10 protein-coding genes and 1 pseudogene are annotated in these 14,965 nt (G+C 70.4%); 2 read left to right on the plus strand and 9 right to left on the minus strand.

Going from position 1 to position 14,965, the window contains the following annotated elements; all coding sequences use genetic code 11:
- Positions 1–116 precede the first annotated feature (116 nt).
- The 3 genes from ACIBAF_RS26670 to ACIBAF_RS26680 all read right to left on the minus strand — a co-directional run bounded on the left by ACIBAF_RS26670 (position 117) and on the right by ACIBAF_RS26680 (position 2,404).
- A complete protein-coding gene (locus ACIBAF_RS26670) occupies positions 117–1,022 on the minus strand; it encodes an ADP-ribosylglycohydrolase family protein (RefSeq protein ID WP_399466288.1) in 906 nt (301 codons plus the stop codon).
- Complete coding sequence (locus ACIBAF_RS26675) at positions 1,019–1,693, minus strand: histidine phosphatase family protein (protein WP_079659066.1); 675 nt, start codon at positions 1,691–1,693, stop codon at positions 1,019–1,021. The genes ACIBAF_RS26670 and ACIBAF_RS26675 overlap by 4 nt, the downstream gene beginning before the upstream one ends.
- A gap of 105 nt (positions 1,694–1,798) precedes the next feature.
- Positions 1,799–2,404, minus strand: coding sequence for a YdbC family protein (locus ACIBAF_RS26680; RefSeq protein ID WP_399466289.1), 606 nt, complete (start codon positions 2,402–2,404; stop codon positions 1,799–1,801).
- A 153-nt stretch (positions 2,405–2,557) separates the two neighbouring features.
- Between ACIBAF_RS26680 and ACIBAF_RS26685 the strand changes: the two genes are divergently transcribed.
- On the plus strand, positions 2,558–3,088 hold the full coding sequence (locus tag ACIBAF_RS26685; RefSeq protein ID WP_399466290.1) for a TerD family protein: 531 nt from the start codon (positions 2,558–2,560) through the stop codon (positions 3,086–3,088).
- A 104-nt stretch (positions 3,089–3,192) separates the two neighbouring features.
- On the opposite strand, the gene ACIBAF_RS26690 is transcribed toward ACIBAF_RS26685, so the two are convergent.
- Both ACIBAF_RS26690 and nrdR read right to left on the minus strand, forming a co-directional pair.
- Positions 3,193–6,093: a vitamin B12-dependent ribonucleotide reductase gene (locus tag ACIBAF_RS26690; RefSeq protein WP_399466291.1), complete on the minus strand. Its 2,901-nt coding sequence runs from the start codon at positions 6,091–6,093 to the stop codon at positions 3,193–3,195.
- A gap of 167 nt (positions 6,094–6,260) precedes the next feature.
- Positions 6,261–6,827 carry a transcriptional regulator NrdR gene (gene nrdR, locus ACIBAF_RS26695; protein ID WP_399466292.1) on the minus strand — a complete coding sequence of 189 codons (567 nt, stop codon included), beginning with the start codon at positions 6,825–6,827 and terminating at the stop codon, positions 6,261–6,263.
- A 582-nt stretch (positions 6,828–7,409) separates the two neighbouring features.
- On the opposite strand from nrdR, the gene lexA reads away from it, so the two are divergent.
- The gene (gene lexA, locus ACIBAF_RS26700; protein ID WP_079659071.1) at positions 7,410–8,189 is read left to right on the plus strand and encodes a transcriptional repressor LexA; all 780 of its coding nucleotides are present in this window, start codon (positions 7,410–7,412) and stop codon (positions 8,187–8,189) included.
- A 175-nt stretch (positions 8,190–8,364) separates the two neighbouring features.
- Here the strand turns inward: lexA and ACIBAF_RS26705 are convergent, their stop codons facing one another.
- From ACIBAF_RS26705 to ACIBAF_RS26720, 4 genes and pseudogenes are all read right to left on the minus strand, one after another.
- Complete coding sequence (locus ACIBAF_RS26705) at positions 8,365–10,341, minus strand: ATP-dependent DNA helicase (protein WP_399466293.1); 1,977 nt, start codon at positions 10,339–10,341, stop codon at positions 8,365–8,367.
- A gap of 178 nt (positions 10,342–10,519) precedes the next feature.
- A pseudogene (locus ACIBAF_RS26710) lies at positions 10,520–11,074 on the minus strand (GNAT family N-acetyltransferase); the annotation flags it as partial.
- A gap of 72 nt (positions 11,075–11,146) precedes the next feature.
- Positions 11,147–13,138 carry an IucA/IucC family protein gene (locus tag ACIBAF_RS26715; protein WP_399466294.1) on the minus strand — a complete coding sequence of 664 codons (1,992 nt, stop codon included), beginning with the start codon at positions 13,136–13,138 and terminating at the stop codon, positions 11,147–11,149.
- Positions 13,139–13,173: 35 nt separating this feature from the next.
- A complete protein-coding gene (locus ACIBAF_RS26720) occupies positions 13,174–14,871 on the minus strand; it encodes a diaminobutyrate--2-oxoglutarate transaminase family protein (RefSeq protein ID WP_399466296.1) in 1,698 nt (565 codons plus the stop codon).
- Positions 14,872–14,965: the final 94 nt, after the last annotated feature.

Consider the following 14,965-nt stretch of genomic DNA (forward strand, 5'->3'; position numbering starts at 1 on the left):
CCGAGCGGTCACGCAGAGTTCCCATCGAACACCGAGAGTTGCGCCCGCGAAAAGCCGCGGCTCACACCCTGCAACTCACGCACCTAGCCTCACGCCCGCACCCCGCGCCCCACGCGTCACACGGACGCCGGCACCCACCCCGGCAACGCTTCCACCTGCTGCGCCCAGGCCGCAGGAGGCGTCCCGGCCTTGCCGGAGGCCAGCACGCCGCCCACGATGGCGCAGGTCGTGTCCACGTCCCCGCCGACCTGCGCGGTCGTCCAGAACGCAGCCTCGTAATCACCGAGGGCACGGGCGGCCGACCAGATGGCGAAGGGGACGGTGTCATGGGCCGACGTACGCCTTCCGCAGCCCAGCACCGCCGCGACCGTGGCCGCGTCGGCGTAGTCGAGCATGTCCCTGGCGCGTCTGAGACCCGCGCCCACGGCGCTCTTCGGAACGAGGGCGATCACACCGTCCAGCAGCGCCTCGGCGCTGGGCGGACCTCCGGGGGCACCGGCCAGCGAGGCGGCCGCGGCGACGGCCATCGCCCCGACCACGGCCTCCCGGTGCTGATGCGTGGGGTAGGCGGAGATCTCCGCCTGATGGGTCGCCTGCTCGGGGTCGTCCGCGTACCAGGCGCCCAAGGGGGCGATCCGCATCGCGGCGCCGTTGCCCCAGGACCCCTGCCCGTTGAACAGGGCGGCGGACAGCTCCCGCCAGTCGGCGCCCTCCCTGACCAGCCTCAGCAGCCGGTTGACCGCCGGACCGTACCCGCGGTCGAAGTCGTGGTGCTCCGCGAAGGCGTGGGCCAGGGCGTCCTGGTCGATGCGGTGGTGGGCGGCCAGGACCGCCACGACGGAGCAGGCCATCTCGGTGTCGTCGGTCCACTGCCACGGGCCGGGCGGCAGCTCACGCCGCTGCAGCAGGGGGTAGTTCACCGGCACGAAGAACTGTGAGCCCAGCGCGTCGCCCACGGCGAGGCCGCGCAGGCTGGCCAGGGCGCGCTCCAGGCGCCCGTCGGAAGCGGAGTCAGCGGTCATCGCTCTGCCACTCTATCCGTGATCCCGTACGGTTCCGGGTCTCGCCAGCGGTTGAAGGGCCGGTCGAGCGTGTACCTGCCGTCGTCCCCGAGAACGAGCATCCGCATTTCGGCGTTCCCCGGATTCGCGAGGGACTCGAACTCGGCGACCGTCCAGTGGAACCAGCGCATGCAGAACAGCCGCATCGCCAGGCCATGGGTCACCAGGAGCACGTTCGGCGGGTGGTCGGGGGCCTCGAAGCTGCGGAACAGGCTCTCCAGGAAGCCGCCTACCCGGTCGTAGACGTCGGCTCCGCTCTCGCCCTGGGCGAAGCGGTAGAAGAAGTGCCCGTAGGCGTCCCGGTAGGTCTTCTGCAGCCGTACGTCATCGCGGTCCTGCCAGTTTCCCCAGTCCTGCTCGCGCAGACGCGGCTCCTCGCGCACCCGTATCAGCTCGGGATCGAGGTGGAAGGCGCGGAGCGTCTCGTGCGTGCGCCGGTACGGGGAGACGTACACGCTGACCCGCTCGCGGCCGAACACCTCCCGCAGGTTCTTCCCCGTCTCCTCCGCCTGCCGTCGGCCTCGCTCGGTCAGAGCCAGTGCATGGTCGGGTTCACGCTCGTAGACGGTGTCATCAACATTGCCCGTTGACTCCCCGTGCCGGACAAGGACGATGCGCCGTGGTCGTGCCATGCCAAAACCCTAGATCGGATCACGGCCGATGGAGCACTCGTACGGCCTCCATACGGCGCAGGTCACACAGATCCCGCGCCAGAAGGCACAAAACACCGCACGATTTCAAACCGTCCAGGTCGACTCGAGCTCGACGATGTCACCGGTGAGGGAGGAGATGTCCGCCTCCGTCTGGGCGCGCAGCGCCAGCCGCTCCACGCGCTCGGTGCGGTACTTTCCGTGTTCGGCCTCCGAGCGCCACATCGACAGCACCATGAACTCGTGTCCGGGCGCCTCGGCGAACAGCCCTCGGATCATGCCGGGCGAGCCGGCCATGGCGGGGTTCCACACCTTCTCCTGCATCAGGGTGAAGTGCTCGGCGCGTTCCTCGTGGACCCTGCACAGGGCCACCCGCAGCAGGTCGGAGTCGGTGAAACGGGGCTCGAAGCCCGTCTTCACGTCGAAGCGGTAGTCGAACAGCCGCACCTGGGCGTCCTTGAAGGTGCCCGACTGCGCCACCGCCAGCCGGTCGTGGGAGCGTGCCATGAAGGAGTCGTAGAAGGCACGGCTCTCCCAGAACGCGAAGACATGCGCGACGGAGGGCCGCCCCCTGCTCCAGCCCCCGCCCTGTCCCCGAAACCCCGGCTCCCCCAGAAGCCCCGCCCACTTTCGCTGTCCCCGTTCGAAACCGCGGCGGTCCACCACGGTGCAGCGAATCCACTTGACCAGCACCGCGCCATGGTAAGGCCAGCAGGCGTGGCGTCGGTCACTCTTGGGAGGGTGCAGCGCTGCGACGGCGCACGCGCGCGTGGCAGGATGGACAACCGGCCCTGGCGGTCCGGCAGTTCGGGGCGACGGCAGACGGGGAAACGGGGAGGGGAGTCCGTGAGCGGCCTCAACAAGGGAATCCGCAAGATCGAGATGGCGCTGAAGTGGGACCCGAGTCCGGCAGGGCAGCCGCCCACGGATCTGGACATCGTGGCCGCGACGTATCTGGCGAGCGATGCCGGCGGCCCCCCTGCCTACGTGGTGCACTTCGACAGCCGCTCGCCCGACGGCACGATCTACCTCAACCGGGACAGCAAGGACGGCAAGGGCTTCGGCTGGGACGAGGTCATGACGCTGGAACTCGACCGGCTGGACGCACGGTACGCGCGCGTGGTCGTCGGCGTGGTCATCCAGCAGAACCCCGACCACCGGACCTTCGTCGGCGTGCTCAACCCCGCCTTCCGGATACGAGAGGGCTACAACGTCCTGGACGAGGACGACTTCGGCGGTGTCCTCGGGGCGACCGCGGCGACGGTCGGGGAGTTCGTGCGCGAGACCGACGGATGGTCGTTCCACGCCGGCGTCCAGGGCTTCGAGGACGACCCGGCGACGTTCACGAGGATCATGGGCCAGGTGCGCCAGTCCTGACGGCAGCGCCCACGGGAGCGCGCCGAGAGACGCCGAGGGCGGTGGAGCCGGCAACCGGTTCCACCGCCCTCGCGCACTGGTTCATCCCCAGCAGGATTCCGACATCAGCTGCAGCCGCTGGTCGACCCGCAGCCCTCGCAGATGTAGCAGGAACCGGCCCGCTGCATCTTCGTGCCGCAGGAGAAGCACAGCGGGGCGTCAGCCTGGATGCCCAGCTGCATCTCCACCAGCTCGGCGCTGGTGTGGGCCTGCTTCGGGGCGGGCTTGGCCGCCTCGACCTCGGCCTTCGGCGTGGCGACGGCCTTCAGGTCCGTCGGGCGCGGGGCGGACTGGGCGAGGCCCTCCACGTCCACGTCCTCCTCCTCGAGGGTCGGCTCGTACGAACCGGTCTCCAGGTGACGCTGACGCTCCTCGGCGGAGTGGATGCCGAGCGCGGAACGCGTCTCGAAAGGCAGGAAGTCGAGCGCCAGGCGGCGGAAGATGTAGTCGACGATCGACTGCGCCATCCGCACGTCCGGGTCGTCGGTCATGCCGGCCGGCTCGAAGCGCATGTTGGTGAACTTCGAGACGTACGTCTCCAGCGGCACGCCGTACTGGAGGCCGACGGAGACCGCGATGGAGAAGGCGTCCATCATGCCGGCGAGCGTCGAGCCCTGCTTGGACATCTTCAGGAAGACCTCGCCGAGACCGTCGTCCGGGTAGGAGTTCGCGGTCATGTAGCCCTCGGCGCCGCCGACCGTGAACGAGGTCGTGATGCCGGGACGGCCCTTGGGCAGGCGCTTGCGGACCGGGCGGTACTCGATGACCTTCTCGACCGCGGTGCGGATCGTGTCCTCGGCCTTCTCGGTGATCTCGGCCTTCTCCTTCTCCTTGGTCTTCGCGGAGAGGGGCTGGCCGACCTTGCAGTTGTCGCGGTAGATCGCGAGCGCCTTGACGCCGAGCTTCCAGGCCTCGAAGTAGATCTCCTCGACCTCCTCGACGGTCGCCGTCTCCGGCATGTTGACCGTCTTGGAGATGGCGCCGGAGATCCAGGGCTGGATCGCGGCCATCATGCGGACGTGGCCCATCGGGGAGATGGCGCGCTCACCCATGGCGCAGTCGAACACCTCGTAGTGCTCGGGCTTGAGGCCGGGGGCGTCGATCACGTTGCCGTTGTCGGCGATGTGGGCGACGACCGCCTCGATCTGCTCCTCCTGGTAGCCCAGGCGGCGCAGGGCCTGCGGGACGGTGCCGTTGACGATCTGCATCGAGCCGCCGCCGACCAGCTTCTTGAACTTGACCAGGGCGAGGTCGGGCTCGACGCCGGTGGTGTCACAGGACATCGCCAGACCGATGGTGCCGGTCGGGGCGAGCACGGACGCCTGGGAGTTACGGAAACCGTTCTTCTCGCCGAGGCGCAGCACGTCCTGCCAGGCCTCCGTGGCGGCGGCCCAGACCGGGGTGTCCAGGTCGTCCATGCGCACGGCCGTGCCGTTGGCGTCGGAGTGCTGCTTCATGACGCGGTTGTGGGCGTCGGCGTTGCGGGCGTAGCCGTCGTACGGGCCGACGACCGCGGCGAGCTCGGCGGAGCGGCGGTAGGCCGTGCCGGTCATCAGGGAGGTGATGGCGCCGGCCAGGGCGCGGCCGCCTTCGGAGTCGTAGGCGTGGCCGGTGGCCATCAGCAGGGCGCCGAGGTTGGCGTAGCCGATGCCGAGCTGGCGGAACGCGCGCGTGTTCTCGCCGATCTTCTGGGTCGGGAAGTCCGCGAAGCAGATGGAGATGTCCATCGCGGTGATGACGAGCTCGACGACCTTCTGGAAGCGGTCGGCCTCGAAGGACTGGTTGCCCTTGCTGTCGTCCTTGAGGAACTTCATCAGGTTCAGCGAGGCGAGGTTGCAGGACGTGTTGTCCAGGTGCATGTACTCGCTGCACGGGTTCGACGCGGTGATCCGGCCGGACTCGGGGCAGGTGTGCCAGTTGTTGATCACACCGTCGTACTGGATGCCCGGGTCGGCGCAGGCCCACGCGGCCTCGGCGAGCTTGCGGAACAGCGCCTTGGCGTCGACCGTCTCGATGATCTCGCCGGTCATGCGGGCGCGGAGGCCGAACTCGGTGCCGTTCTCGACGGCCGTCATGAACTCGTCGTTCACCCGGACGCTGTTGTTGGCGTTCTGGTACTGGACGGACGTGATGTCGTCACCGCCCAGGTCCATGTCGAAGCCCGCGTCGCGCAGAGCGCGGATCTTCTCCTCTTCCTTCACCTTGGTGGCGATGAAGTCCTCGACGTCCGGGTGGTCCACGTCGAGGACGACCATCTTGGCCGCACGACGGGTGGCGCCACCGGACTTGATGGTGCCGGCGGAGGCATCGGCGCCACGCATGAACGAGACCGGGCCGGAGGCGTTGCCGCCCGAGGAGAGAAGCTCCTTGGAGGAACGGATACGGGAGAGGTTGAGGCCGGCGCCGGAGCCGCCCTTGAAGATCATGCCCTCTTCCTTGTACCAGTCGAGGATCGACTCCATGGAGTCGTCGACGGCCAGGATGAAGCAGGCGGAGACCTGCTGGGGCTGCGGAGTGCCGACGTTGAACCAGACAGGGCTGTTGAAGCTGAAGATCTGGTGCAGGAGGGCGTACGCCAGCTCGTGCTCGAAGATCTCGGCGTCGGCGGGCGAGGCGAAGTACTTGTGGTCTTCGCCGGCCTGCCGATACGTCTTCACGATGCGGTCGATCAGCTGCTTGAGGCCGGTCTCGCGCTGCGGGGTGCCGACGGCACCGCGGAAGTACTTGCTGGTGACGATGTTGACCGCGTTCACCGACCAGAAGTCGGGGAACTCGACGCCACGCTGCTCGAAATTGACCGAGCCGTCGCGCCAGTTGGTCATGACGACGTCACGGCGCTCCCAGGCCACCTCGTCGTACGGGTGCACGCCGGGGGTGGTGTGGATGCGCTCGATACGCAGGCCCTTGGTGGTCTTGGCGCCCTTGGCGCGGGAACCTCGTGCCGGACCGCTCGCCGTCTCTGTCATGCCGCCTCCCTGGTACGGGCATAAACGCCCTGAAATGCCACGTTGTTCCCGTGACACGGTGTTCTGTCTTGTGCTGTGGGCACCCACGCGCTACCGCCCACAACAGGGTCTTGGTCCGCCGCCGCCCGGCCGTTCCCGGAGTCTGAGCTCCGGGTTCGGCCCGTCGGTCAGTCGGCGGCGTGGGCGGGCTCGGGGACCTGCACGGTCCCGCGCCCGCCGTCGTCTTCCCGGCTCCCCGCGGCAGCCTCCGTGTCGCCCTCGCGGTCGTCGTCGTCCGCGGTGGGGCGCGCCGTCTGGTCCCTGAGCTCCGCGATCGCGGCCTCGAAGTCCTCGAGCGAGTCGAACGCCCGGTAGACGGAGGCGAATCGCAGATAGGCGACGAGGTCGAGCTCCTGCAACGGGCCGAGTATGGCCAGCCCCACGTCGTGGGTGGTCAACTCGGCGCTTCCGGTGGCCCGCACCGCCTCCTCGACCCGCTGGCCGAGTTGAGCGAGCGCGTCCTCGGTGACCGGCCGTCCCTGGCATGCCTTGCGCACGCCGTTGATGACCTTGGTGCGACTGAACGGCTCCGTCACTCCGGACCGCTTCACCACCATGAGCGAGCATGTCTCCACGGTCGTGAACCGACGGGAGCAGTCGGGGCACTGGCGGCGCCTGCGGATCGATGTGCCGTCGTCCGTCGTGCGGCTGTCGACGACACGACTGTCGGGGTGCCTGCAGAAGGGGCAGTGCATGAACTCCAACCCTCCTCACAGCAGACTCAATAGCCTCGCCGGGCCTCATGGGCCCCTCGAAGCAGCCCCAAGCATAGGCGATCCACGAGCATCCGAAGACACCGGGGACCACAACTTCTGGGCCGCTGATGCAATCCAACCACTAGATGTGGGGCTTGGCTCATACATCCAGGCGGTATCGCGTGTCGCGCCCACCGCCCTCACCCCCCGCGTTCCCGCCGTCACGGCGAGCACGCGAAATCCACCCCTGCACGCGCGCGTACGGCCGTATCGCCCCCGGCACTTACGGCGATACCGTGGGCGCCGCAAGGAGGAGAGGTGCGACTCTCGCGCAGAGCGGGGCCGGTTCCCGGTCATCGGGATGCCGGATGGCAGACTGGGCCACGCCTCACAAGGTCATCGACCTCGGCGGTGAAGAGTACAACGACGAGACTTTTCATCCACCGGGGACCGCGTTAGCCATACACCCAGACACATGATCAAGTCAGGCTATCCACGCTTTTTCACTCGAACGTGTGTTTGGCGCAACCTTTCGAAAGCAACTACCGTTGTGCAGCAGGGAGACAACCGAGAGGGGCCGACGTGACCACCACCGCAGACAGTGCCACCATCACTGCCCAGGACCGCTCCCAGGGCCGACTCGAGCCGGTGCATGCGATGAACGAAGCCATGAATCCCGAGGCGCACAAGCGCTCGCTGCCGGGGCGACCTCCAGGCATCCGAGCGGACAGCTCGGGGCTCACCGACCGGCAGCGCCGAGTGATCGAGGTCATCAGGGACTCCGTGCAGCGGCGCGGCTACCCGCCGTCGATGCGGGAGATCGGTCAGGCGGTCGGCCTGTCCAGCACCTCCTCGGTCGCGCACCAGTTGATGGCACTGGAGCGGAAGGGCTTCCTGCGCCGCGACCCGCACCGCCCGCGCGCATATGAGGTGCGCGGCTCCGACCAAGCCGCCTCCGTGCAGCCCACGGACACCGCCGGCAAGCCCGCCGCTTCGTACGTCCCGCTGGTCGGCCGGATCGCCGCCGGTGGCCCGATCCTCGCCGAGGAGTCGGTCGAGGACGTGTTCCCGCTCCCCAGGCAACTGGTCGGTGACGGCGAGCTGTTCGTCCTGAAGGTCGTCGGCGACTCCATGATCGAGGCCGCGATCTGCGACGGCGACTGGGTCACCGTCCGCCGCCAGCCCGTCGCCGAGAACGGCGACATCGTGGCAGCGATGCTCGACGGCGAGGCCACCGTCAAGCGCTTCAAGCGCGAGGACGGCCATGTGTGGCTGCTCCCGCACAACGCGGCGTACGAGCCGATTCCCGGCGACGACGCGACCATCCTCGGCAAGGTGGTGGCCGTACTCCGCCGCGTCTGACCACGGCGGTGGACGGGCCTGCCCCGTCCACCCCCCTGTGACTGGGCCCCGGGATCCCTGCGCCGGTTCCGGGGCCCTGCGTTGTGCTTGCGAGTCTGTGCAGAGGCGGGTGCCGTTCCCTGACCGGGACAGCACCCGCCTTCACTGCGCCTACGCCCTCAGTGCGGCCCGGCCCTCACTGCGCCTCCGTCTGCCTGGCCGTTGCGTCGATCGCCGCGAGCGACCTGCGGACCTGGTTGCGGTCCGTGGTGTACCAGAAGTCCGGCAGGGACGCCTTGAGGTAGCTCCCGTAACGGGCCGTCGCCAGTCGCTGGTCCAGTACGGCGACCACGCCGCGGTCCCCCGACGCCCGTACGAGGCGGCCCGCGCCCTGCGCCATGAGGAGTGCCGCGTGCGTGGCGGCGACGGCCATGAAGCCGTTGCCGCCGGCGTCCTCCACCGCTTTCTGGCGGGCGCTCATCAGGGGGTCGTCGGGGCGGGGGAACGGGATCTTGTCCATGACGACCAGTTGACAGCTGGGGCCGGGGACGTCGACGCCCTGCCACAGCGACAGCGTGCCGAACAGGCAGGTCTGCGGGTCCGCCGAGAAGTTCTTGATCAGCTCACCGAGGGTCTCCTCGCCCTGGAGGAGGATCGGGAACTCGGGGATGCGGGTGCGCAGTTCCTCGGCGGCGAGCTGTGCGGCCCGCATGGAGGAGAAGAGGCCGAGGGTGCGCCCGCCGGCCGACTGGATCAGTTCGGTCAGCTCGTCCAGCATGTCGGCGCGGTCGCCGTCCCGCGCAGGACGCGAGAGGTGTTTGGCCACGTACAGGATGCCCTGCTTGCGGTAGTCGAAGGGCGAGCCGACGTCGATGCCCTTCCACTGCGGGACATCCTCACCCTGCGTGCCCTCCGGGGCCAGCCCCATCGAAGCGCCCACCCCGTTGAAGTCCCCGCCCAGCTTCAGCGTCGCCGAGGCCAGAGTCACGGAGCGGTCCGCGAAGAGCTTCTCCCGCAGCAGGCCCGACACCGACATGGGGGCGACGCGCAGGGAGGCGCCGAAGCGGTCGTGCCGCTCGTACCAGACGACGTCCCACTCGGAGCCGTTGGTGATCCGCTCCGCCACGTCGTGCACCGTCTCCACCGAGGCCAGTGCCTGCTTGCGGACCGCGTCCTCGTCCTGGACGGACTTGTCGCGGGTCGCGCCGATGGCCGAGATGACCGTCCGCGCGGCGTCGCGCAGCGCCATCAGGGCGTAGGCGAGGTCCTCGGGGACCTCCTCCAGGCGGCCGGGCAGCGCCAGCTCCATGAGGCGCTCGAAGCCCTCGGCGGCGGTCTGCAGCTGGTCCGCCGCCTTCTCGTTGACCAGCTTCGCCGCCCTGCGCACGGCGCGGTTGACCTGGCCGGGAGTGAGCTCGCCGGTGGCGACGCCGGTGACCCGAGAGACCAGTTCGTGCGCCTCGTCGACGATCAGCACCTCATGCTGCGGGAGAACGGGGGCGCCCTCGATGGCGTCGATGGCGAGCAAGGCGTGGTTGGTGACGACGACCTCGGCCAGTTTGGCGCGCTCACGGGCCATCTCGGCGAAGCATTCGGCCCCGTAGGCGCACCTGGTGGCGCCCAGACACTCCCGGGAGGACACCGACACCTGTGCCCAGGCCCGGTCGGACACGCCGGGCGTGAGGTCGTCGCGGTCACCGGACTCGGTCTCGTCCGTCCAGTCGCGCAGTCGCAGCAGGTCCTGGCCGAGCTTGCTGGTAGGGGCGGCCGCCTCGAACTGGTCGAAGAGGCCCTCTTCCTCGTCCTGCGGGACGCCTTCGTGCAGTCGGTGCAGACACAGGTAGTTCGACCTGCCCTTGAGCATCGCGAACTCCGGGCGGCGGCGCAGCAGGGGATGCAGCGCGTCGACCGTACGCGGCAGATCCCGCTCCACGAGCTGGCGCTGCAGGGCCAGCGTGGCGGTCGCCACCACGACGCGCTCCCCGTGCGCGAGCGCCGGCACGAGGTAGCCGAGCGACTTACCGGTGCCGGTGCCGGCCTGGACCAGCAGGTGGGAGCCTTCGTCGATCGCCTCGGCGACGGCTTCGGCCATGGTCACCTGGCCGGGGCGCTCCGTGCCGCCGACGGCAGTGACGGCGGCGTGCAGGAGTTCAGGGAGAGAGGGCTTCGTCATAGCGCGACCACCCTACGGCGCGGCACTGACAAACGTGTCGTCGAGGCGGACGGGGGAGCAGGGATCAAGTCGGTGGATTCCTCGGTGGAGGTGAAAGCGGAGGTGAAAGAGCTGGGCGTGAGGGGGAACCGGACGGGCGCGAGCGACGTTCCAGCAGTGACGGCGCGATCACAGAGCGTCACGAAAGGTCTCGCAGTTTCCGGTCCCTGACCATGAGGGCGGCCCGTTTGGTGGGCAGGTCGACCTCGGCGAAGAACCGGAAACCTGCACTCAGGAAGGTGGCGACGGACGGAATGTTGCGAAGGTCGGGTTCGGCGACGACGCGGGCACACACGGGTCTCCTGTCGAGGACGAGGTCGGCGACGGCTCTGAGCAGAAGGCTGCCGAGCCCTCGCCCGCGGTCGGCGCCGCCGCCGATGAGGAGGTGGATCCCGGTGTCGTGCGGCCGGGCCGGGTAGTGCCGCGCCAGCGGGTCGAGGTCGGCCCGGTAGATCTCCCAGTAGCTCATGGGCCGGCCCTCCAGCACGCCGAGGCACGGGACACTGCGTCCGGCGTCGGCGAGCTGTCGGCACAGGTGTCGCCGGGTCACGGGCTCGGGTCCGGCCAGTTCCCAGAACGCCGCGACAGCGGGGTCGTTCATCCACCGGCCGACGAGGGAGAGATCCCGCTCGATCCGTACGGGGACGAGGCGGAACGCCCCCACGGGGGTGGCGGCGGGCCCCCAGTCGCCGATGCCGAGGGCAGGGGCCGGGTGGGGGTCGGCGTCGGTCTCGACGGGAGGCACGGCGGGCTCCTCTCGGACGGCTCAGGTACGCAGGGGGTTGGCGATGGTGACGTAGACGGACTGGGTGTCCACCGGGCCGACGAGTTCGTCGAGGCCGTGCAGGCGGGTCAGCAGGTTGGCCTTGCAGCGCAGGGAGGGCGAGTCGAGGAGTCGGGCGGGCAGCGAACTGCGCAGCGGTTCGTGGCCGGAGGCCGCGTCGGCGAGGAAGCGCCGGAAGGCGGCGAGCAGCAGTTGCTCGTCGGCGAGCCGCTGGGAGCCGAACGCGCCGATGAGTCCGAGCACGTTGTTGATCCCCAGGTAATAGGCGAACCGCTCGTCGGTGACCTCGTCGGAGACGAAGGTGTCGCTGCGCTCGCCGATACCGGGCACCTGGGCGTCGAGGTCCGCGCGGCTGGACTCGCGGAAGTAGTAGCCCTGGTTGTCGCGGTACCGGCCGCCCATGGGCCAGCCGTCGGGGTCCAGGAGGAGCAGTGTGTTCTGCTGGTGCGCCTCCAGCGCGATCCCCGCCTCGCCGTCGAGCCACAGGACGGGACGGACTACCTGCTCCAGGTAGCGCAGGAACCACTCGGCGGCCACCGCCCCCAGCGGTCGACCGGTCCGTGCGGCGAGGTGGGTGACGATCGAGGCCAGCCGGGAGCGATGGGCGTGAGCCCGGTTGGGGAAGGCCGGACGAGCCTCGGGCGTCGAGGCGTCCGATTCCGCGGTGCCGCGGGCATACGGCCGGGGTGCGACGAGTCCGGCGACGCAGGAGACGTCGTCCGCCGGGGAGAATGGGTTGTGGCGGATCATCACGTCGAGGCCCGTCACCGGAAGGCCGTCCGTTCCGTCGACCGCGAGCCAGGCCGGGTCCCGGACGATGTCGAAGCCGGGGTGGGCGGCCAGCCACCGCTTGGACAGGCCGCTGCGCAGGAGGCGGTGCACCTCGACCCCGCGGTGGAGTTCTTTACGGAGGTTCTCGCGACGGGAGTTGGTGATGCGCAGGCCCAGCGACAGTTTGAGCATCGCGGGGGCGCCGGTTCGGTGGACGGTGCGTACGGAGGAGGTCGGATGCCACGGAAGGCCGTGCGTGCCGAGATCCTGAAGCAGTCCGGCGTCGAACAGGGCCTCGACCTCGGGACGGTGTCGCACCTCGCGCAGTTGCCAGGGATGCACCGGCAGCGCGGCGAAGCCCTCGGGCAGCGGTGGCAGTCCGGCGCCCGCGAGTCGGGCCGTCAGCCGGGGGGCGGGGACGGGACGGCCGGCTTCGGTCCAGGCGGAGTCGGCGGCGAGCGCGATCGGAGCGACGGCGAGCCAGTGAAGGGGGAAGGAGCCGCGCGACTCGGGCGAGTACCGGCGCGTTTCGCCGTCCGAGAGGCCTTCGCGGCTCTTCGGAGTCGGGTGCAGCGGATGACCGAGCACCAGCGCCTGTTCGGCGGTCAGGAACAGGTCGGGGCCGTCGGCGGGGCGTTCCCGGCGCTCGCCGATGAAGACCGCGGTGCGGCGCACGGAGTCGGCGACACGTGCGACGAGATCCTCGCCTTCACCGCTGGCGGGGGTGGGAGCGGGTGCCGCCGGAGCGCCCTCGTGGGCCGTCGCGGCTTCGGTGGTTGTGGCGGAGGGACCGCCGCCCGTGGGCGTCTCGCGGGCCAGGAGGGCCGCGACCGTCACGGCGTCCGCGGGCGGGGACTGCTCGGGTGCACCGGCCAGGCGCGGGAGGCCGAAGCGGTGCCAGCCCGTCGGGGACCAGTAGTGGACGGCGGCGAGCAGGGTGACGCCGCTGGCGGGCAGCGGCACACGGAGGGTGCCGTCGTCGGGGGCGGGCAGGCCCGCCTCGCGTACCCAGCAGCGCAGCAGGTTCTCCACGGCCGCGGCCTGGGCCGCCGTACGGGGATCGGGATGCTCCAGGAGATCCTCCGGGAGATCGACGGCGGAGCGGCGCGGCGGTTCGCCGCGGGAGGTCTCCTGCCGGTGTCGGGAGGCAGGGACCGAAGGCGTGGAGGAGTCGGAGTCGACGGGCTGTGGGGAGGTGGTCAAGGTCGTTCCTCGTGAAGGGGTGGGGCCGACCGCGGTCAGGCACTGGGCGCGGATTCGGCAGGGTCGCCCTGGCGCGGGACCTGCTCGGGGTGCCGCCGGGGCCGGTTCGGCCGGTTCGCCTGAGCGCGGTCGCCGTGCCCCGGATCGCGGATCTGACCGCGGGCCTGATCGCGGGAGACCGCCGTCATCGCGTCCGCCAGCCGGTCGAGTACCGCGGCGGCCTGCTCGTCGGTGATGGTCAAGGGGGGAAGCAGGCGTACCACGCTGGCGTGCCGCCCGCCGAGTTCGACGATCAGGCCGCGCCGCAGGCACTCTCGCCGGACGGCGAGGGCCAGCGCGGGAGCGGCCGGGCAAGGGGCTTGCGCAGAGGTCGAGCGCGACGCCGTGCGAAGCGTGGCATCACCGGCACTGGCACCAGCACCAGCACCAGCACCAGCACCAGCACCAGCACCGTCGGCTTCGGTGAACGCGTCGAGTCCGTCATCGGCACGAGTGGCGACCAGCGGGGCGTCGATCCCTCTGGGCCCGCTTTCGCCCTCGGGGTCCACCAGTTCGACCCCGATCATCAGCCCGCGCCCGCGCACGTCGCCCAGGCAGGGGAACTCCCTGGCCAGGCTCCGGAGCCGGTCCAGCATGCGGGCGCCCAGCGTGGCCGCGCGTTCGGCGAGGCGGTTCTCTCGGACGTAGGCGAGGGTGGCCGTGCCGGCGGCCATGGCGAGTTGGTTGCCGCGAAACGTGCCCGCGTGGGCTCCTGGTTCCCAGACGTCGAGGTCGTCGCGGTAGACGACGACGGCGAGCGGCAGGCTGCCGCCGATGGCTTTGGACAGGACCATCACGTCAGGGGTGACGCCACTGTGCTCCACCGCCCAGAAGGCGCCGGTCCGCCCGACGCCCGTCTGGACCTCGTCGGCGATCAACGGGATCGAGCGGTCGGCGGTGATCTGCCGCATACGGCGCATCCAGGCATCCGGCGCGGGAATCACACCGCCCTCGCCCTGGACGGGTTCGAGGATCATCCCGGCGGGCCGCCGTACGCCCGACTTGGGATCGTCGAGGACGGACTCGGTCCAGCGGGCGGCGAGTTCGGCGCCGCGTTCGCCGCCGACGCCGAACGGACAGCGGTAGTCCTGCGGGTAGGGCAGCCGGGCCACCCGGACGTCGAAGGCGCCCCCGGACGCTTCGAGGGAGCCGGCGGTCATCCCGTGGTAGGCGCCGGTGAAGGCGAGGACGCCGGTGCGGCCGGTGGCGGCCCGGACCAGTTTGAGGGCGGCCTCCACGGCGTCCGTGCCGGCCGGTCCGCAGAACTGCACGCGCGCGTGGTCGGCGAGACCGGCCGGCAGGGTGCGGAACAGTTCGGTGATGAAGGCGTCCTTGACGGGAGTGGCGAGGTCGAGGACGTGCAGAGGGGCGCCCGAGTCGAGGACCTTGCGGATGGCCTCCAGCACGACGGGGTGGTTGTGGCCGAGCGCGAGGGTGCCGGCGCCCGAGAGGCAGTCGAGGTAGCGGCGGCCGTCCGCGCCCTCGATGGTCAGCCCGCGTGCCCGCACCGGCACGATCGGCAGGGCCCGCGCGTACGTGCGCGCCGCCGACTCGCGTGCCGACTGGCGCCGCAGGATGCCCTCGTGCGCCGGTCGCGCGCCCGGCGGCGCGGCGACGGCGCCCGTTCCGGCGGGGGACGTTCCGGTGGAACGCCCCGAGGGGGCCTCCTCGGGCACTGGCTCGGTCACGGCCACGGCTCCCTGTCCTCCCGCAGTTCAGGGGGCCGGGCGCGGACAGCGGACCCCCCACCGCTACCAACCCCGGACGGCCCTCCTGGTTACGGGTTGC

Source organism: Streptomyces sp. NPDC051677 (assembly GCF_044453465.1).
Taxonomy (GTDB): Bacteria; Actinomycetota; Actinomycetes; order Streptomycetales; family Streptomycetaceae; genus Streptomyces.

Coding starts and splice junctions, on each gene's coding strand:
- ACIBAF_RS26690 (WP_399466291.1), bottom strand. CDS start 6,093: ATGACAGAGACGGCGAGCGGTCCGGCACGAGGTTCCCGCGCCAAGGGC.
- ACIBAF_RS26705 (WP_399466293.1), bottom strand. CDS start 10,341: ATGACGAAGCCCTCTCTCCCTGAACTCCTGCACGCCGCCGTCACTGCC.
- ACIBAF_RS26675 (WP_079659066.1), bottom strand. CDS start 1,693: ATGGCACGACCACGGCGCATCGTCCTTGTCCGGCACGGGGAGTCAACG.
- ACIBAF_RS26670 (WP_399466288.1), bottom strand. CDS start 1,022: ATGACCGCTGACTCCGCTTCCGACGGGCGCCTGGAGCGCGCCCTGGCC.
- nrdR (WP_399466292.1), bottom strand. CDS start 6,827: ATGCACTGCCCCTTCTGCAGGCACCCCGACAGTCGTGTCGTCGACAGC.